The 19,144-nt window shown below is 46.3% G+C and carries 17 protein-coding genes and 1 pseudogene; 8 read left to right on the top strand and 10 right to left on the bottom strand.

Annotation, left to right across the window (positions count from 1 at the left end):
* From Q0256_RS03425 to Q0256_RS03440, 4 genes and pseudogenes are all read left to right on the top strand, one after another.
* Window positions 1–494: pseudogene (locus Q0256_RS03425) on the top strand (hypothetical protein); the annotation flags it as partial.
* The gene (locus Q0256_RS03430; RefSeq protein ID WP_297960058.1) at window positions 481–1,464 is read left to right on the top strand and encodes an AAA family ATPase; all 984 of its coding nucleotides are present in this window, start codon (window positions 481–483) and stop codon (window positions 1,462–1,464) included. The pseudogene Q0256_RS03425 and the gene Q0256_RS03430, both read left to right, overlap by 14 nt.
* 72 nt (window positions 1,465–1,536) lie before the next feature.
* On the top strand, window positions 1,537–2,481 hold the full coding sequence (locus tag Q0256_RS03435) for a hypothetical protein (protein WP_297960061.1): 945 nt from the start codon (window positions 1,537–1,539) through the stop codon (window positions 2,479–2,481).
* Window positions 2,481–3,983, top strand: coding sequence for an FtsK/SpoIIIE domain-containing protein (locus Q0256_RS03440; protein WP_297960063.1), 1,503 nt, complete (start codon window positions 2,481–2,483; stop codon window positions 3,981–3,983). Before Q0256_RS03435 ends, Q0256_RS03440 begins: the two co-directional genes overlap by 1 nt.
* 240 nt (window positions 3,984–4,223) lie before the next feature.
* On the opposite strand, the gene Q0256_RS03445 is transcribed toward Q0256_RS03440, so the two are convergent.
* The 9 genes from Q0256_RS03445 to Q0256_RS03485 all read right to left on the bottom strand — a co-directional run bounded on the left by Q0256_RS03445 (window position 4,224) and on the right by Q0256_RS03485 (window position 13,857).
* Window positions 4,224–4,910: a DUF3137 domain-containing protein gene (locus Q0256_RS03445; RefSeq protein ID WP_297960065.1), complete on the bottom strand. Its 687-nt coding sequence runs from the start codon at window positions 4,908–4,910 to the stop codon at window positions 4,224–4,226.
* On the bottom strand, window positions 4,885–5,262 hold the full coding sequence (locus Q0256_RS03450; protein ID WP_297960067.1) for a hypothetical protein: 378 nt from the start codon (window positions 5,260–5,262) through the stop codon (window positions 4,885–4,887). The genes Q0256_RS03445 and Q0256_RS03450 overlap by 26 nt, the downstream gene beginning before the upstream one ends.
* A 143-nt stretch (window positions 5,263–5,405) precedes the next feature.
* The gene (gene purN, locus Q0256_RS03455) at window positions 5,406–5,984 is read right to left on the bottom strand and encodes a phosphoribosylglycinamide formyltransferase (protein ID WP_297960070.1); all 579 of its coding nucleotides are present in this window, start codon (window positions 5,982–5,984) and stop codon (window positions 5,406–5,408) included.
* Window positions 5,975–7,621 (bottom strand): NAD(P)H-hydrate dehydratase, encoded by a 1,647-nt coding sequence (locus Q0256_RS03460; protein WP_297960072.1) that lies wholly within the window; start codon window positions 7,619–7,621, stop codon window positions 5,975–5,977. The genes purN and Q0256_RS03460 overlap by 10 nt, the downstream gene beginning before the upstream one ends.
* Window positions 7,618–9,135, bottom strand: a complete 1,518-nt coding sequence (locus tag Q0256_RS03465) for a YifB family Mg chelatase-like AAA ATPase (protein ID WP_297960074.1) — start codon at window positions 9,133–9,135, stop codon at window positions 7,618–7,620. Before Q0256_RS03465 ends, Q0256_RS03460 begins: the two co-directional genes overlap by 4 nt.
* Window positions 9,132–9,650 carry a peptide deformylase gene (gene def, locus Q0256_RS03470; protein ID WP_297960075.1) on the bottom strand — a complete coding sequence of 173 codons (519 nt, stop codon included), beginning with the start codon at window positions 9,648–9,650 and terminating at the stop codon, window positions 9,132–9,134. The genes Q0256_RS03465 and def overlap by 4 nt, the downstream gene beginning before the upstream one ends.
* Window positions 9,651–10,235, bottom strand: a complete 585-nt coding sequence (gene clpP, locus Q0256_RS03475) for an ATP-dependent Clp endopeptidase proteolytic subunit ClpP (protein WP_295150849.1) — start codon at window positions 10,233–10,235, stop codon at window positions 9,651–9,653. It lies immediately after the preceding gene.
* A complete protein-coding gene (gene tig / locus Q0256_RS03480; RefSeq protein ID WP_297960077.1) occupies window positions 10,236–11,549 on the bottom strand; it encodes a trigger factor in 1,314 nt (437 codons plus the stop codon).
* A gap of 157 nt (window positions 11,550–11,706) precedes the next feature.
* Entirely contained in the window at window positions 11,707–13,857 is a 2,151-nt protein-coding gene (locus Q0256_RS03485) for a TonB-dependent siderophore receptor (protein WP_297960079.1), read from the bottom strand.
* A gap of 187 nt (window positions 13,858–14,044) precedes the next feature.
* On the opposite strand from Q0256_RS03485, the gene folE reads away from it, so the two are divergent.
* The 4 genes from folE to Q0256_RS03505 all read left to right on the top strand — a co-directional run bounded on the left by folE (window position 14,045) and on the right by Q0256_RS03505 (window position 18,123).
* The gene (gene folE / locus Q0256_RS03490) at window positions 14,045–14,629 is read left to right on the top strand and encodes a GTP cyclohydrolase I FolE (RefSeq protein WP_297960080.1); all 585 of its coding nucleotides are present in this window, start codon (window positions 14,045–14,047) and stop codon (window positions 14,627–14,629) included.
* Window positions 14,630–14,740: 111 nt separating this feature from the next.
* Window positions 14,741–15,940: a NifS family cysteine desulfurase gene (locus Q0256_RS03495; RefSeq protein WP_297960082.1), complete on the top strand. Its 1,200-nt coding sequence runs from the start codon at window positions 14,741–14,743 to the stop codon at window positions 15,938–15,940.
* A gap of 3 nt (window positions 15,941–15,943) precedes the next feature.
* The gene (locus Q0256_RS03500) at window positions 15,944–16,945 is read left to right on the top strand and encodes an iron-sulfur cluster assembly scaffold protein (RefSeq protein ID WP_297960084.1); all 1,002 of its coding nucleotides are present in this window, start codon (window positions 15,944–15,946) and stop codon (window positions 16,943–16,945) included.
* 389 nt (window positions 16,946–17,334) lie between these two features.
* The gene (locus tag Q0256_RS03505) at window positions 17,335–18,123 is read left to right on the top strand and encodes a transporter substrate-binding domain-containing protein (RefSeq protein WP_297960086.1); all 789 of its coding nucleotides are present in this window, start codon (window positions 17,335–17,337) and stop codon (window positions 18,121–18,123) included.
* Between the two features lie 609 nt (window positions 18,124–18,732).
* On the opposite strand, the gene Q0256_RS03510 is transcribed toward Q0256_RS03505, so the two are convergent.
* Window positions 18,733–19,144 (bottom strand): rhodanese-like domain-containing protein (locus Q0256_RS03510; protein WP_297960088.1); only part of this gene is annotated, 412 nt, incomplete at its 5' end.

Raw genomic sequence — 19,144 nt, forward strand, 5'->3', positions numbered from 1 at the left:
AGAGCTCGCTGGCGGTACTAAATGAATTTCGGAATTTTATAAAGGAGGCTAGGGAAAATCGTTCAATGAGGTGCGATTTTAAAAAAGATGGTAGTTTTCGTCCAGGGCCTTTTACGTCTTCGGCGCGAAAAGAAATTCTAAGAAGGTTTTTGCGCGCCGAAGCAGAATTTAAGGCGTGCGGCGGCAGTGAGCTAATTAGTGACGAACAACTAGGAATGATCGCTAAGATTTGGGAAAAAGAATTCGATAGCGAAAGCTCGTGTATTACAATATCAAAGGAGTTTGACAGAATGCAAAATATTGAAATTTCAACGCCCATATTAGAGGATGTTGATTTAATCGATACGACAAGTAAGGGTGGAGAGGCGGCAAAGCGCATTATCTCAGAAATAGTGCGAAAAGAAGGTATCAAGGATAACGAAATTTACGAGATCATTATGAAAAATATTGATGATGAAACGGCGAAGCTAGGAGATAGTGATGATATTTTATAAACGCATTACGATTTGTAATCTTTTCGCTTATTATGGTGAACAGAATGTAGAATTTACCTTGTCACAAGGCAAGCCCATATATTTACTTTTCGGAAGGAATGGATTCGGCAAGACTAGCTTTATAAGAAGCGTGAAATTACTTTTTGCAGGAAGCGGAATGCTAGATGTAGGCGAAAATGTACCGGAGGTCGTATTAAATTTTACTGGCACACGTAGTAGAGGTGTTTTTACACCTAGGGTCCTACTGCTAGGTCAAAATAGCGAAAACGGATGGCGAGGCGCTTTTAACCGTCGTGCGCTTAGCAACGACGAGAATAAATTCTATATTGAGTTAGCGCTTGATGAAGATGAACGCGAGATAATCATTAGGAGAGAGTGGAGTAGATTTCCTGATCTATGCGAAAAGTTAATTTTTATAAAAGATGGCGAGCGGCTGGAAAACAATCAAGCTCGCGAGGAGATCGAGAGAATTCTACCGTTAAATTTTTTACAGTTTTTTGTATTCGACGGCGAAGAGATCGAGGCGATGGCAGACGAGGTCAGCACCGAGCTAAAAGATAAAATTCAAAGCATGTTGAATATTGCCGTATTAGATAGATTATCGGATCAGATCAATAAGGCGGAAAGAGAACTAATCTCACAAAGTAATATGGCAAGTAAAATTAAATCTGATCTAGACTTATGCGAGGGCCGACAAAAAAGCGAGGAAGAGCGCTTTCAAAATGCTAAAATAAATATAAAATTTTACGAAGCTCAAGTGAGCGATAAATCTGCCGCTATAACTGCTAAAAAGAAAGAATTGGAAGGTAAGATAAGGAGCAATTCTAAAGAAAGCGAGGGCCTGCAAAATGCTAAAGATGCTGCTATGGCTGACCTGCAAAGAGCCAAGCAAAGTATTGCGGAATTCGGTGGTGAAATTTTATTCGCAGGATTAGACGAATTCTTCTTAGAACTTTTATCTAGAATATAAAAGAGTAGTGATACTAGCGGGTTCAATAAAGAGGACCTTACTAAGTTAGCCAAATTTAGCGTAGATTACTTATTGTGTGAAAAAATAGGATTTAAATGCGACGCGATAGATTTAAATACATATTTACGCGATGCGTTTTTAGAATTTATCAAAAATAATGACGGAGAATTTAAAGGAATTAATAAAAGCACCATTCCTATCGTTTATAGCGCTGCTAAAGAAAATTCCGTTAAACTTTTAGATGCCGTAAGAGACGCTAAAAATGCTAAGTCTGATATCTCTCGTATCTCACGCAATCTAGATGATCTCATTGCAGATTCATCGGTTGATGCGGAATTAGCTAAACTAAACGAGGAGATCGAGGCATTAGAGGTAGAAAAGTTGGAAGCGAGCGAGAACCTAAGAAAAAATATTGAACAAAAAACCAACTCTGAAAAGCATATAGGCGAACTAGAAATAGAAATTGCTGCGTTAAAAGATAAAGCGGCCCGCGACTTGCGTATTAAAAAGAAGTTGAATTTGCTATCGGAGATTAAGACTCAGATTATCACCTACAAATCGGGACGCATAGCAAGAACCGGAGAGAGACTAAGAGATAAAATTTTGTCTAATTATAAGCATCTAATTGCTGAGGACAACGTAGCGGACATTAAGATCGATAACTTCATCGTGAAATTTATCGATGCAAGCGGAGAAGCTATTGCTGTACGAAGCCAGAGTGCAGGTCAGAAACAAATTGCTGCGATTAGCATATTTTGGGCGTTATCTAAGTTAAGCGATAGATGCTTGCCTCTTATTATTGATACTCCGCTAGCCAGACTAGATGCCTCTAACCGTAAGAATGTCATTCAAAACTATTATGCAAATGCGTCCAATCAAGTTATCGTGTTACCTACAGATACTGAATTTAGCCAAAGAGAGCTGGAATTTGCAAGCGGTAAAATCGCAGGGATTTACGACATCACTAATGATAAAGATTCGCGAGATAGTGCAAGCATAAAACCAAGGAGAGAATAATGCTAGGGAAAATTTATACCAAAGCCGGCGAGGAGAATTTCATTTCTAATATTATAAAAAATTATCTAGCCGTAGATGTGCCTAAATATGTAATTTTGAGGATGGCAATCAACAAATCCTTTCGATTAGAATATAAAAGTTTAGATAATCCATGTTATGCTAATTTCATCCTATACGATGGATTTTCTAGTGGGGGTAGAGAATATAATATGTCCCAAGTAACTGGCAGTGGTAAAGAATCTAAAGACTATACAGATATTTTGCGTGCAGCTTTTATGCTAAGGCATAAGAGCGAGAATTTAGATTTTAGCGACGATGCAATTTTTATTAGTGCTATCGAAAAATATATCCATCGTGGACTTTACGAGCTAAATAATCTCTACAAAAGCAAGGATGACTTTTATCAATTCCTGATTGATGAATTTAGCGTTACAATAGAGCCAAAAATTATACCTGCGGAAGAATCAATTTCTGAAAGGTTAGATGAGGATAAGATACGAGAATATTTTACTTCCGTCGGTATAAAAGCAGAAATTCTATCTAGTGACCATGCATTGCGTCACGACGTATTTAAAATCCGCTTCAAAGATATGAAAGACTATGCTCGGGTTGAAAACGAAGTTGATGACTACAAGGTAAAATTTGGTCTTTACTCCGATGCTTCAACACAATACGCGGGTGAACAGATGAGCTTAAATTTATATTTGCCTAGACCTAAAAGTCGGTGGAAAAAATTTGATGCAGATGATTTTGGTTTCGATATATCTAGCTATACAAAAAGCTACGCTTTGCCAGCCTATTGCGGTCGCAATATCAAAAATGAGGCATTTTTCTTTGATTTATCACAGCACTTGCTTATCGGTGGTACTAGCGGTAGCGGCAAGTCCATGCTTTTACATACGCTCATTACGTCGCTAGCAATGTTAAATCAAAATATACGCTTTGTACTCATAGATCCTAAAAATGGAGCTGAGTTTGGTATTTACGATAAACTAAGAAGTTTAAGCGAGCTTGGCGGAGTAGTCAAGGATATATCTCATACACAAGCCGTGATTGATGCTGTCATTAAGGAAATGGATAGACGTTATAGTGTTCTAGCCAAAGAAGGTGTCAGCAAAAACGCTGAACTTTCTACTCCGATGCCAAGTATAGTTGTGGTTTTCGATGAAGTTGCTGATGCTTTCGGTCAGATTAAGATGCTTCAAGATAGTATCGTGATCTTGGCACAAAAGGCTCGTGCTGCGGATATCCATCTAATCATAGCGACCCAAACGCCCAATGCAAATATTTTTAAGCAAGAATTGCGCGCAAATTTTGATTTACGAATCGCATTAAAAGTGCAAAATGCCAAAGCCTCTCAGATTGTCTTGGACGAAAGCGGAGCTGAAAAACTTCTAGGCGCAGGCGATATGCTAGTAAAACTAAGTGGCTCGCAGCCGCAGCATATATTTGCGCCGTATTTAAGCAAAGGTGATATTAAACGGCTTTTAGAGCTAAAATAGATCGCTGATTTTGTCACAATATGCTAGGCAAAATAAGCTAAAAGCCCTAAATCATATGTCGCAAAATTTGCGTCGCTACAACAATCTTATAAATTTCATGGTTTAAATGCCCTTGAAATTTCAAATAGAATTTTGTTGTAGCGGTTACGGCGTAGTAACGCGTAAATTTAAAGCAAAATTTCAAAATTCTGCGGCGGCGCAAAGCCTCCGTATTTGCGGATTTAAGGTCAAATTTAGAATTTAATCCTGCCAGATATTTTCGTTTAATTTTAGACTTTTTACTATGGATAGAAAGAATAAAAGCTCGTGCTTGATAGACGCGGCAGGATCGAAACTAAGTACGCTGCGATCTACGCTAGGCTCGAAACTATCGTATCCCGTGCGGATGAAAATATAGACGTTTCTATCCGAAAAGCTTAAACTGATCGGTCCGCCGGCACCGCTTCTAAAGCGAAGCAAGCGCCGCATAAAGGCGGGCGTGAGGGCATACATTGCAGACATCGCATCGGCGCTATATACGCTAAATGCGGAGCTAAACTCGCTATCGTCCATCGCGATCTTCTTAAGTCCGCTGAGTGTTGGTCTCGCGCTGAGCAGCGGCAAGATCACGGCCACCGAGTTTATGCGCTTTTTAAATTCCGCGTAGAAAAAGATCCCTCTGCTGTTATATCGTTCGTCGGTGTGGGTCACGCAAACATCCGCAAAGCTGAAAAATACTCCGTCATAGACGCCGGAAATTTTATCTTCGCAATCAAAATAGCTTATGCCGTCCACAAATAGGCCGCTAGCGCGCAGATACGTCGGTCGAAACGAGCCTGAAATTTCGTAGCGGTAGCCTAGACTTGCGATATAGGGCGCGATATATTGGTGTTTAAAGGTGCGGACGAATTTTTTGGATCTATTATTTGATCCGCTCCAGCGCGGCATCCGCGATATTAAACAAAGAAAGGCAGATGGTTACGAGTGCGATGACGAAGCGTAAGGTATCATTCTTGCACATTTCTACGCCTTTGGCCAGCATCCACAGCAAGGTGCAAAAGATAAATACGCGCACTATATTTGCATCTTTATTCACTACTCTAAAAGAGATGCTGCCGCAGCTAAATGCCACTATGATCCAGCAGAGGCCTACTGCTGCTTCTTGATCTCTAAAATTGAAAAATAGCCACAGCGCCGAGGCTAGCACCGCTAGTACTATTATCGAAAACGCCGTGCCTTTGTGCCGCTCCGCCTCATCTAGGATGCCGAGCCTTAGTTTTTCCAGTTCGTTTGCGGTCATCTTTATCTTTCTAAATTTAGCTAGTAAATTTTAAAATTTAATACTTAGAGTTCGCCCCTAAAATTTAAAGAACTAAGATTTAAATTTATAAAATTCCGCGGAATTTCGCTCTTTTAAATTTAGCGCGAATTTCTGCGCTAAATTTAGCTTTGGCACAAAATTTCTACGATCACCTGCGGCAATAGCTCATGTTCGATCTCGTGGATTTGGGCTTCGTAAGCTTCAAGGCTCATTCCTGCGCTCTTTTCAAACGTGCGCTGAGCGATGATTTTACCGCCGTCAAGCTCCTCGCTGACCCAGTGCACGCTCACGCCGCCCACCTTCATATCGCTCTCAAAGCTCTGCTCTATCGCATGCGCGCCCTTAAAAAGCGGTAGCAGCGACGGATGCAAATTTATCGCGCGAACCCTGCTCGTAAAAACGGGCGTGAGAATCCGCATAAAGCCCGCAAGCACCGTAAGCTCCGCGCCGCTTTTTTCGATCTCGCGCACGAGCGCGGCGTCGAATTCCTCGCGGCTAGCAAAATCTTTGTGATTTAGGATCACGCTTTGAAGTCCGAATTTCGCGGCCTTTGCGATACCGCCGGCGCCCGCTTTGTTGCTTAGCGTTAGCACGACTTCGATCTTGGTGCCCCCAAAAGTTTTGCCGTGTAGCTTCTGTAAGATCGCCTCCAAATTTGAGCCGCTACCGCTAAAAAGCACGGCGAGCTTTTTCACAACCATTTTACCTCCTCGATGAGATCGAGCGGATTTAGCGCGTAGGAGTTTTTGGCGAAGGCTCGCGCGGCGAGTGCGTGGGCTAGGACGCCGCAGATTGAGGCTTGCAAAGGCGAGTAGCCTTGCGCGAGCAGCCCGCCGATGAGCCCTGCGAGCACATCGCCGCTGCCGCCCTTTGCGAGCGCGGCGCTGCCCTTGTCGCAGACGTAGATGACGCCAGCTTGGGCGATGAGCGTGTTTGCGCCCTTTAGCACGAGCACGCCGCTAAATTTCTCGCTCCACGCCCGCGCAAGCTCGAAGCGCCGCTCTTGCAGCTCGCTCACGCTAAGATCTGCGATGCCCGCGATCTTTAAAAGTGAGCAAAACTCCTTCGGATGAGGCGTTAGGATTAAATTTGAATTGGCGTTTAGCAGGCTTAAAATTTCACGCTTATAGCACAGATCGGCGTCGATGACGCAGCTTTTGTCCCGCAGCGCGGCAAGATCGATCTTCTGCTCCCCGAGACCACAACCACAGACTACGACCCGCGCGTGCTCAAATGAGCTTTTTTGCATCAAAATCGGGCTTAGATTTAATGGTCCCTCACTAACGACGCTAACGAGCCCGCTGCCGATCGCGTGAGCCGCCAGAGCCGCCATCTGCGCCGCTCCGCTCATCTGTCCGCTTACGACGTAGGTGTGCCCGAAATCGCCCTTGTTGGTGTTTTGCTTCCTGCGTAGCGGCAGCTTCAGATCGCTTTTTTGAAGTAGAAAATATTCGCTCCGCCCCTCAAAATTTGAGCGCGAAATTCCAAGATTTGCGACCTTGATCTGCCCTACATAATCCTTCGCTGCGTCCGAAAACAGCGCGAGTTTAAGCGCGCCCATCGCGATCGTCAAGTCCGCACAAAACGCACCGCCTAAAATGCGCCCGCTCTTGTCGATACCGCTTGGGATATCGACTGCAATTTTTAGAGCTTTCGCGCTATTTGCGAGAGATAAAATTTCACAAATTTCAGAGCTTATCGGTTTATTCAAACCGCTACCGAAAATCCCGTCGATTATGCAGTCTGCTTTTGTAATCTCATCGCGCAGGACGCTCGTTACGCCGCATTCACTGCCTAGATTGCCGCATTCGCTGCCGTGCCCCGCGATCTCAAATTTAGCGCTCGTAAATTTCGCGCTTAATTTATCGCCGTCACACAAAATGTCTGCACCGCTTAGGCTTTCGCGCTCGCCCCGTGGCTCGCTCGCGCCAGTGCCTTTTAAATAGGAGCCGCCTACGCCTTCATGCGTGCAGATGTCCTTGCTAGACGCGCCCTCTACGTGCCCGCAATCGTCTTTTGCGCTCGCGATATCGATAAACTTAACGCCCACAGCCTGCGCCGCATCCGCTTGAAATTTGCCTGCTGCGCTTCTGTTTTGAAGCACGCAAAGTGCGGTGCAGCTAAAATCGCCGCTTAGCTTTCGCAGCGCCGCCATCGCGTCCGCGCCGTTATTTCCGCCGCCGCAAAGCGCCAAAATACGCGAGCCCTTTTTGAGCCGCTTTCTGATCTCGCCCTCGATCCTGCAAGCGGCGTTTTCCATTAAAATTTGCTCGCTAAGTCCAAATTTCGCACTTGCTCGCGCATCGAGCTCCTCGGTGCTAAAGAAAATTTTTTTCAAATTTCGCTCCTTATGCGAAAGCTAAGAGCCTCCAAAATATGCGCCTTGGCGATGATCTCGGCGCCTGCTAGATCGGCGATCGTGCGCGCGAGCTTTAGCGTCTTATTTACGCCGCGCTGCGAAAGGTCGTAGCGGGTGATCGCCGTTTGCAAAACATCCCGCGCAGTGCTTTCGCAGACGCAAAATTTTTCAGTTTCCTCGTCGCGCAGCTTTGCGTTTAGCTCGCTCTGTCCGCGAGCCTTTTGCGCGCGAAACGCCCGCAGCACGGCATCTGCCATCTCCCCGCTGCAAACGTCGCTTCTGTCGTCCGCGCCGGTCTCGTCCATCGCGACGTATATGTCGATGCGATCGAGCAGCGGCGCGGAGATCGTGTTTTTGTAGCGCCTGATGTCGTTTAGCGAGCAGGTGCAGGTGAGGTTTTTGGAGAACAGATTTCCGCACGGGCAGGGGTTTTGCGCCGCGACGAAGATAAATTTCGTTTGGTATTCGACCTTGGAATTTACGCGCGAAATCAAAATTCTATTATCCTCCAGAGGCTCGCGCAGGCTTTCTAAAATTTGCTTGCCGAAGTGCGGCAGCTCGTCGAAAAACAGCTCGCCGCCGTTTGCAAGCGCGACCTCGCCGATCTTTGCGCCGCTACTGCCGCCGCCGAAAATCGAGCTGCGCGTGCTGGTATGGTGCGGCGAGCGGAAGGGGCGCAGCGCGCTAAAATCGACATCTTTGTTATTTAGCGACTCGTAGGCGCACGAGAGTAGCACTTCGCCTAGGCTCTGCGGCGGCAGAATTCTGGCTATTCGCTTGGCGCACATGCTTTTGCCACATCCCGGGCTGCCCTCAAAGAGGATGTTGTGCATGCCGCACGCGGCGATCAGGCTTGCGCGCTTGGCACGCTTTTGCCCTTTGACGTCTTTGAAATCGAGCGAAAAATCGCGGTTGGGAACGTAAGCTTGCCCGTCAATCTCCACTACATTTTTAAAAAGTGGATGGGTTTCTCGCATGAGCCTGCTTGCGGCGAACTCCTCATCTAAAAAAAATCTGACCGCATCGCTTAGGCTATCCACCGCATAAACGTCGTAGTTTGGGATCGTGCAGGCCTTTAGAGCAATGCTTTGCGGCACTAAAATTTTAGCGCGCTTCACCTTCGTGCTTAAAAAAAGCAGGATCGAAAAGAGGCTCGCCGTGCTCTTTAGGCTGCCGTCTAAACCGAGCTCGCCGAAGACGAAGAAATCGCCGTCGATGCGCTCTTTTTGCAGCGCGATGAGAAGCGCGATCGCAAGATCGAAGTGCGAGCCGTTTTTGGGCGTGTCGGAGGGGGAGAGATTTATGATGATTTTGGATGCGGGAAATTTAAAATTTAGGCTCATAAGCGCGGCTTTTACGCGGCTTTCGCTCTCTTTTATCGTAGCGCCCGCAAGGCCAACGATATTAAATCCCGGCAGCCCCCGCACGAATGTCGACTCGACCTCTACGGGGATCAGTGCATCCGTGAAGGCAGCGCATTTTAGGGATTTCATTTCGATTTTTCTTTTAGGCTTTTTTTGAATTCTTTATCAAATTTTTTGCGTTTGTTGTATCCGATATGCTCGATGAAAAGATGTCCGTCGAGGTGGTCCATCTCGTGCTGGATACAGACGGCTAGCAGTTCGCTAGCGTCCATTTGCTGGGTATTGCCGGCGCGGTCTTGAAACTGCACCGTGATAAACTCGGCGCGCGTGACGTCCTCATAAAAGCCGGGCACCGACAAGCAGCCCTCCTGGTAAACGACCTCGCCTTCCTTTTTTAAAATTTGCGGATTGATGATCTCGATGAGGTCCTTTTTGTCTTGGATTTTTTCCTCATTGGCTAAATTTATGATCAAAGCGCGCACAGGCCTGCCTACCTGGATGGCGGCAAGGCCTATGCCGTTTTTTGCGATCATCGTCTCATACATATCATCCAAAAGCTCGCCCAGCGCCGCGTCGAATTTCACGACCTCGGTCGATCTTTGGTATAGCTTTTTATTCGGATAGGTAAGGACGTCCAGGATCATCTATTTAAAGCTCTTTTGAAGTACTTGATCGATCAGTCCGTATTGCACGGCATCCTCGGCGCTCATGAAAAAGTCGCGATCGGTGTCCTTTTCGACCTGCGCGAGATCTTTGCCGGAATTTTGCGAAAGGATGTTGTTTAGAATTTCTTTCATTCGTAAAATTTCTTTGGCTTGGATCTCGATGTCGGTAGCCTGACCCTGAGCGCCGCCGAGTGGCTGGTGGATCATTATGCGCGAGTTTGGAAGCGCGTAGCGTTTGCCTTTGGCTCCGCAGCTTAGCAAAAATGCCCCCATCGACGCCGCTTGACCGATACAGATCGTGCTTACGTCGGGTTTGATGTAATTCATCGTGTCATAAATGCTAAATCCGCTCGTAACTACGCCGCCCGGGGAGTTGATGTATAGATAGATATCCTTATCCGGATCCTCCGCCTCCAAAAACAGAAGCTGCGCGACGATCGAGCTTGCTACTGCGTCGTCGATCTCGCCGCTAAGCATTACGATGCGGTCTTTTAGCAGCCTCGAGTAGATGTCGTAGCTGCGCTCTCCGCGACTAGTTTGTTCGATAACGTAAGGAATCACCATCTATTCGCCCTTCTCTTCTTTTTTGCCCTGCTTGGAGAAAATATCGTTAAATAGCTTCTCTTCTATAAGTGCCATTTTAACGGCCGGCAGCATGCCGTTGTTGCGGTATCTATTTAGATGCTCCTTCGGATCGGCGCCGTAGGTATAGGCCTCCATATAGACCGCTTGGACGAGCTCCTGATCGCTTACGTCGATATTGCGCTTTTTGGCTAGCTCGTCGATTAAGAATGTAAGTTTGACGCTGTTTTCGGCAGCCTTTCTAAACTCTTCACGCTTTTTATCCAGGGCGTCTTTGTTGTTTTTAAATTCTTCGATCTGCTCTTTTGAAAAGCCGCTCCAGGCGTTGTTAAACTGCAAATTAATCTCCTGCTCAACGATCGCTTTTGGAAGCGCGAAGTTAAATTTCTCGGCGAGCGCGTCGGCAAATTTAGGCTTTAAATCCTCGTTTATCAGCTTTTGAAGCTTATCGTTTTTGATGCGCTCTTTGATGCGCGCTTCAAATTTCTCCTTGCTCGGCTCTTTCTCGCCCGGAAGCGCTTGCTTTAGCTCCTCCTCGCCGAGCTCTTTGGCAGGTTTTTTAGCCTGAATTTCGTGAAGCTTGACTTTAAAAATCGCGTCCTTGCCGGCTAAGCTTTTCGCGCCGTAATCTTGCGGAAATTTAACCGCCACGTCGCGTTCCTCGCCCACTCTAAGTCCGATCATACCGTCTTCAAAGCCCGGGATAAATTGACTTGAGCCGATCTGAAGGACGTAATCCTGCGCCTTGCCGCCGTCGAATGGCTTGCCGTCCACGAAGCCTTCGAAGTCGAATTTTGCAAAATCGTCTTTGGCTAGAATTTTTTTGTTGGTTTTAGAAAGCGGAGCGATCATCTGCAAAAATTCCGCCACTTTCTCGTCGATCTCTTTTTGTGTAACGCGCGGGCTGCTAAATTTAGGAATCAGCTCCTCGTACCCTTCGACGCTAACTTCTGGTCTGAAAGAAATTTCGATCTCAACGTTGATGTCGCCTTCTTTTTCGTCAAATTTAGAAAAGACCGGCTCGGATAAAATTTCATCTTGTTTTTTCTTTAAAATTTTAAGAGACTGATCGATCATATCTTTAAGAAGCTCCTGCTTTGCGTCGCCCTCAAGCTGCTTGCCGTATCGCTTCAAAACCACCGCGGTAGGCACTTTGCCCTGTCTGAATCCGTCGATTCTTAGCTGCTTGGAGGCCTTTTTGGCTAGCTCTTCTACTTTGGCTGCGATCTGCTTTGCTTCGATCTTGCTCGCAGCTACCGCATTTGCGGCGTCTTTCATTTTTGCTTTTACTTCCATAAAATTCCTTTAGAAAATTTAAAAATAGCTCGTAATATATCAAAAAATTTCTTATTTAAAGTATAAATTCCTAAAATTTGCCGACTCTAAGCGGCTCGCGGCTTTTAAATTTTAAAATTTTTAAGAGCCCGCCTTAAAATTTAAAGCGGGCTTGAGGTTAAAATTTTACCGATACGTTAAACATAAACTGCCGCGCGTAGCCCATTTGAATAGGTATCACGCTCGTGGTCGTGCCGGTCGAGGATGAGGTGTAGTATTTTTTGTCGGTCAAATTTTTGACGTTGAACGAAAAATTCGTATCATAGCCCGAAATTTTAGTATCGTAGCTCACGAAAGCGTCATAAACTACGGCGTGAGGCAGCTTAAACGCCGTTCCTGCGGGCACGCTCGGTAGGTTCGTGCGCATATAGTAGGTGTACCACGAGCCGAAGTATCGCGCGCCGCCGCCAAGCCTAAGCCCCTTTGCGCCTAGATGCGCGAAATCGTAGTTGGCAAATAGGCTTGCTTGGTGCTTCGGCGTCGCTTCCAGCGGTTTGCCGATTAGCACCGCAAAAGCGCCGTCGTCCTCACGCACTCTCGTTTTGGTATATGCATAGCTCGCCGACATGCTAAGTCCCTGCGTCACGCGCCCGTTTATATCGAGTTCAAATCCTCGCGAGCGAGCCTTGCCGATCGTCTCACTTATATTATTTACCGTTCGCAGGATGTTTCTTTTATCGATATTAAACACCGCCGCACCCGCAGTGACGCGATCGTTTTGAAATTTAGTGCCGAGCTCCACGGATTTGCCTTCCTCCGGCTTTAGATCGCCGCCTATCGCCTCGCCTATGGACATCTGCGGCGTGAAGCTTTGCGCGTAGTTAGTATATACCGACCACTGCGGACTTAACAGGTACAAAAGCCCGCCCTGATAGGTCGTAGCGGCCTTTTTCTGATCGGTGTTGTTCGGTCCTTGCCAGCTTTGTTTGGCTACTTGATCGTAAAATTCCCTACGCACGCCCAAAGAAAGTATCAACTCGTCGGTTAAATTTATATTATCTTGGGTGTAAAGACCGATCGTTCTTAGCTTTTGATATTGTATTTTTGGCTCTCTATCGTTCGTTAAGACGGCGCTCGAAGCGGTCTGTCCGGTAAGCATATTGATGCGTCCTGCGGTGCCTTTTAGCGCGCCCGGGCGGTATCTGTAGTAGTTTTTGTAATCCGTGCCGAAAAGGACGTCGTGCTTAAGCGGACCCGTTTCAAATTTGCCGTTTAGCGTGACGCTTGCTGCGTGCGTGCGGTGTATGAAATTATCGTAGTAGTTATACGATCGCGTCGTGCCGGTAAGGCCTTGGGGCGTGAATGGATTGTTCGGACGGACGTAGCCGTATTCGTGCTTGCTGCGCGAGAAAGCGTAAGCGCCTTTTAATATCCAATCCTCGCTAAATTCCTTCTCAAAGCCGAAATCAACCGTATCGAGCTTGCTTTGTAGTTTATTTACCGGCTCGTCGAAGCGGACTTTGCCGCTGCCGTAAATTTTACCCGTACTCGGCACCAAAAATGCGCCGCGATCCACCGGATCGGTAGAGCGGCTATGGGTGTAGCCTAAGTTTATCGAATAATCGTCTCCTTGATACGCAAGCGACGGCGCAAAAAGCGTGTTTTTTATACCGCCGAAATTTCTCCAATAATCCTTCGCGTAGTAATCGAATATAAATCTATACGCAAAGCCGCTATCTGCGATCGGTCCTGTAGTATCAAATCCCGCGTCCCAATAGTTGCGGTTGCCTAGCCCGCCCCAAAGCTCATTTATAAACTCATACTGCGGCTTTTTGGTTACCATGTTTATGACGCCACCCGGTTGCTGCGCGCCGTAGAGCATACTTGCGGGTCCTTTTAGAACCTCGACGCTTTGAATAGTTTTATTGTAGTTGTGCATCACGGCGCCCGGCACGCCGTTGCGCATAATCGAGCCGTCGCGACCCTCGCCGAAGCCACGCTTGATGATCGCATCGAAAATATTTCCCGTCGTATTTGCATAGCTTATGCCGCTTACGTTTTGCAGCGATTCCGCTAAGGTTTCTGGCTTTTTGTCCTTTAGATGCTGCTGCGTTACGACATTTACGGTTTGCGGAATTTCTAAAATTCTCTTAGTCGTCTTGCCGATCTCGCTGCGTACGGCACGGTAGCCGTCGTCGTTATTCGCCCATTCTACGACCTCGATATCGCCTAGGTTTTCGCCCGAGGCGGAGTTTGCTGCGGCGTTTTGTTCGGCGCAAGCAAAAGAAAAAAGCGCCAAAGCCGCGCCAAAACTCATCTTAAATTTCATTACCGAACTCCTTATAGATAAAGCTTATCGAAACGGCGGATTTTAAACAAAAATTTCTTAAATTTAAATATATTATCATTAACATAATGAGATTGATAAAATTTCGCGCGGAATTTTAAAATTTATCAGCGTTATAAAAGGCGTTTTTGAGTAATATCGCGCATCGATTTTTAAGGAATTGCTAAAAATGGACGAAAAAAGCCGAGTAAAATTTGAAAATTGCGTGTCGCAGATGCTTGAAATTTTAGGCGAGGATCCGAAGCGTGACGGGCTTGCAAAGACGCCTGAGCGCGTAGCTAAAGCCTATGAGTTTCTAACTAGCGGCTACGAGCTGGACCCAAAAGAAATTTTAAACGACGCGCTGTTTGATAGCAGCAACAACGAGATGGTTTTGATAAAAGATATAGAATTTTATAGCCTCTGCGAGCACCATCTGCTGCCTATCATCGGGCGCGCGCATGTAGCGTATATCCCGAATAAAAAGGTCGTGGGGCTTAGCAAAATTCCGCGTATGGTAAATATTTTCGCGCGCAGGCTGCAGATCCAAGAGCAGCTTACCGAGCAGATCGCAGGCGCTATAGAGGAGGTTATCCATCCGCTCGGCGTGGGCGTGGTGCTTCAAGCGCGGCACATGTGCATGGAGATGCGCGGCGTGCAAAAGATCAACTCGACCACGACTACGTCGGCACTGCGGGGGCTTTTTATCAGCCGAAACGACACGCGCAAGGAATTTTTCGATCTAATAAATTCTCCGAAAACTTTTGGTTTTTAAAACGGCAAGCGTTAAAGAAAAATTTAGCAATTATGTTATATTATCGTGCGAAATTGATAAAAGAGCGAAATTGTCTGATTAAATTTCAGACAAATTTTAGAAAGGAATTTTATGCAGCGCGTTTATTTAGATAATAACGCCACTACTATGGTCGATCCCGAAGTTTTTGAGGAGATGAAGCCGTTTTTTTGCGATAAATACGGCAATCCAAACTCCCTTCACAGCTTCGGCAGCGAGACCCACCCCGCGCTAAGAACTGCGATGGATAGGCTCTATGCGGGACTAGGCGCTGCGGATGCGGACGATATCGTCATCACAAGCTGTGCGACCGAGAGCAACAACTGGGTTTTAAAAGGAATTTACTACGATAAAATTCTAACCGGCGAGAAGGATAATATCATCATAAGTTCCGTCGAGCACCCCGCAATCAGCGCAACCTGTGCTTTTTTAGAAAAAATTTGCGGCGTAAAGATTACTCGCCTGGGCGTCGATAAAGACGGACTAATCGATCTTGACGAGCTTAGCGAAAAGATCGACGACAAAACTGCGCTCGTTAGCGTGATGTGGGCAAATAACGAAACCGGCACGATCTTCCCCGTAAAAAAAATCGCGCAAATCGCACACGAGCATGGCGCGCTATATCATGCCGACGCGGTGCAAGCGATAGGTAAGATAAAGGTGAACGTGCGCGATGCGGATGTGGATTTTTTGAGCCTTTCCGGGCATAAATTTCACGCTCCAAAGGGCGTCGGCGCACTCTATATCAAAGATAGCAAGCCGCTTACGAGCCTGCTTCACGGCGGCGAACAGATGGGTGGGCGCCGCAGCGGCACGCTAAACGTTTCTGGCATCGTGGGGCTCGGCAAAGCCTTGGAGCTAGCGAATAAATTTATGGATTTTGAGCGCACTCAGGTAAGCAGACTGCGCGATAAGCTGGAGGACGCGCTTTTGCAAATTTCAAACGTCAGCGTCGTGGGCGATCGCAGCATTCGCGTGCCAAATACCATCCTCGCCTCGATCCAAGGCGTCGAGGGAGAGGCGATGCTGTGGGATCTGAATAAAGCGGGTATCGCCGCTTCTACCGGTTCTGCGTGTGCGAGCGAGGCGCTTGAGAATAACCCGATAATGGAAGCGATCGGTGCGGATAAGGAGCTGGCGCATACGGCGCTAAGGCTTTCGCTGTCGCGCTTTACGACGGAGGCGGAGATCGATTACGCGATCGAACATATTGGTAAAGCTATCGCCCGTCTGCGCGGGATTTCAAGCACGTTTGCTTACGCGCCGCAAGGTTATGAGAAAAATAAAGGATAAAAAATGGCAAAAAACAGTTTAATAAACGGCTCGATCTGGGAGCAGTACTCGCAAAAAGTACAGGACCGCATGAATAATCCTCGCTATATGGGCGAGATCACCGAGGAGGAAGCGAAGGCTAGAGGTGGTAAGCTAGTGGTCGCAGACTTCGGCGCCGAGAGCTGCGGCGATGCGGTGCGGCTGTATTGGTTGATCGATCCTAAGACTGATAGAATTTTAGACGCTAAATTTAAAAGCTTTGGTTGCGGTACGGCGATTGCGAGTTCGGACACGATGGCTGAGCTTTGTATCGGAAAGACCGTCGATCAGGCGGTGAAGATTACAAATTTAGATGTGGAGCATGCTATGCGAGATAACCCCGATGAGCCCGCCGTGCCGCCGCAAAAGATGCACTGCTCGGTAATGGCATACGACGTCATCAAGCAGGCCGCGGCGAATTATAAGGGCATCGATCCTGCGCATTTTGAGGATGAGATCATCGTGTGCGACTGCGCGCGCGTAAGTCTCGGCACGATCAAAGAGGTGATCCGCTTAAACGATCTTCACACGGTTGAAGAGATCACGCAATACACCAAAGCGGGTGCGTTTTGCAAATCCTGCGTGCGCCCTGGCGGACACGAGGAGAAGGACTATTATCTGGTTGATATTTTAAAGCAAACCAGAGAGGAGATGGAGCGAGAGAGGCTTCAAGCTCAAGCCAACGCGAGTGCCGCTACTAGCGCGAAAGCGGGAGCGGAGATGAGCTTTGAGCAGTTAAATTTGATCGGTAAATTTAAGGCGGTCGAAGGGGTGCTTGACGAGGATATCCGTCCGATGCTTCAGATGGACGGCGGCAATCTCGACGTCATCGACATTAGGCCTGCAGACGACGGCAAAACGGACATCTACATCCGCTACCTAGGCGCTTGTAGCGGCTGCGCCAGTGGTGCGAGCGGCACATTATACGCGATCGAAAATGTTTTGCAAGAAAACCTTAGTCCAAACATCCGCGTAATGCCGATCTAAGCTTATCGGTCGCTACGTTTCATCTTGGCTTGGTTTTTACGAAATTTTAAGAGCTTGAGCTTCTGCGCAACAGCGGAGCTAAATTTCGCCCCTTAGTTAAATTCGCAATTAGACGCTAAATCTGCGTAGAATTTCGCCGTTTGCTTTTAAGAATATCGTAAATTTTGCTAAGGTTTTCTAGCGTGAAATTCATCCGTAGATTTTGTCTATAAAATTTAATTAAAAGCTTTTTTCGCTCGTGTTCGTTTGTAAATTGGACATAGAATTTTATCCGTAAATTTCATCTTTTCATAAATTTAGATGAAAATGCGCCATAAATCGCATAATTTTAGCTGTCTATAATTTCTTTTTATTATAATTGCGCCTTATTTCAACTAAAAGGGGAGCAAATGAAAGTATTTGTTTTGGCGGCTCTGCTACTTGGTTTTCTATCTGCAAATTCTTTGGATCAGATCAAAAAAGATAGGCTCGTTCGCATCGGTGTATATAACGATCAGCCGCCGTTTAGTGCGCTCGTAGACGGCAAATACAGGGGATTTGAGATTGCTCTTGGCGAAAAGCTCGGTAAGGAGATTTTCGGCGATAATCCTGGCAAGGTAAAATTTATCCCGATCACGGCTTCAAGACGCATTAGCGCTTTACAGCGCAATGAAGCGGATATGGTGATTGCGACCTTTACTCCTACGCCCACGCGAGCGAAAAAAGTAGATTTTTCGGAGCCTTATTTTAAGGTGCAGGTAGGTGTGCTAGCCAAAAAAGACGAAAATGTCACGAGCTTCGATCAGCTGCGCAAAAAGAGGATTTTCGTCATCAAACACTCTCCTATTCACAATTTCTTACGCAAAGCGGGCTTTAGAAAGAATTTAAACTTTTGCGCCAGTTCGGCTAAATGCTACCGCGCTTTCAAAAGGGCGAAAAATGCCGTGCATGTCGATGATAATCTAATCCTGCACGCATACGCGGTCATCGATAATAAAACGCAGGTTGCTTTGGATGGTCTAGGTAAGCAAACTTACAACGCAATCGCCGTGCAGAAGGGCAATAATGCGCTGCTAGAGCTAATCAATACATCTTTAGCGGGACTAAAAAAAGACGGATTTTTGGATAAGACCTTTGACGATACGCTCGGGATTTTTTATCATGGCACGATTGATAAGAAGGAATTCTTGGTTGAATAAAATTTCGTGCAGAATTTAATTCGTGCGTTTGACTTTCGCGTAAAATTCGATTCATTGTAATGATGGAGCGAGAAATACGTTGTGGGCTTAATTTGCTTTTAGAATTCGGTCTTGATTTTGCTTGCCTCTCCTAAAGCGCAAATTTTATCGAAATTGGTGAGGCTATTTAAAACGCGCGCACCACTAGCGCGAAATTCCATTTTCGGAAGTAAAATTTTTAAGCGATTAGGTTGCATTTAAAATTCACGCAACTTTTATAGAGCTCGTTTGAATTTTACGTTCCGTAAAATCCGCGCTAACTTATAAAATTCTATTTTTAGCTCTAAATACTTGTTTTCCCGCTACAACTTTATGATTTAAATTTCAAAAATTCCTCTAAAAGGAGTTAAACTCCCAAGCGCTATTGCCGCCTCGGTATGGAGAATTTAAAATTTACGCCCTACATCAAAGGCAAATTTTATGCAAAGTAGGCGCCAAATGAGCAGGCGGAGCAAATAATTTCAAATTTAGCGGTATCTGTCTTATCAGGTGCCGCGAAGCTGCATATCACAAAGACGCGGCGAATACAAAAAATGGTCGTAAAATTTTACCTCAAGAGCCAATCTCGATTTACTTCACCAGCTCGTAATTATACTCTTTCGTGCCGTCGAGTAGATTTGTGACGTTGTAGCCTCGCTCGTTTAGGGCTTTGGCGAGCTTGGCGCTGCGGTTGCCGCTGTAGCAGTGCGTGATTATCTTTTTGTCTTTGTTGGCCTCAAGCACGTCCTTGTAGTTTTCTAAAGGCTCGCCGTATGGGATATTTATCGCGCCTTTCATATGCCCCGCATCGTAGTCTTTTTTCTCGCGCACGTCGATGACTAATACGTTCGGATCATTCGCTATTTTCAAAAAACTCTCCGCGTTTATGCTGCTGACCTTATACAGCTCATAGTCATACTGCTTCACGCCGGGCGCGTTCATAAGCACATTGAAGCCCTTTTGTTTAAGTAGATCAAGCGCCTTACCGCTGCGGTTACCCGTA

Origin of the sequence: uncultured Campylobacter sp. (genome assembly GCF_937949835.1) — a bacterium.
In the GTDB taxonomy this organism is placed as follows: domain Bacteria; phylum Campylobacterota; class Campylobacteria; order Campylobacterales; family Campylobacteraceae; genus Campylobacter_B.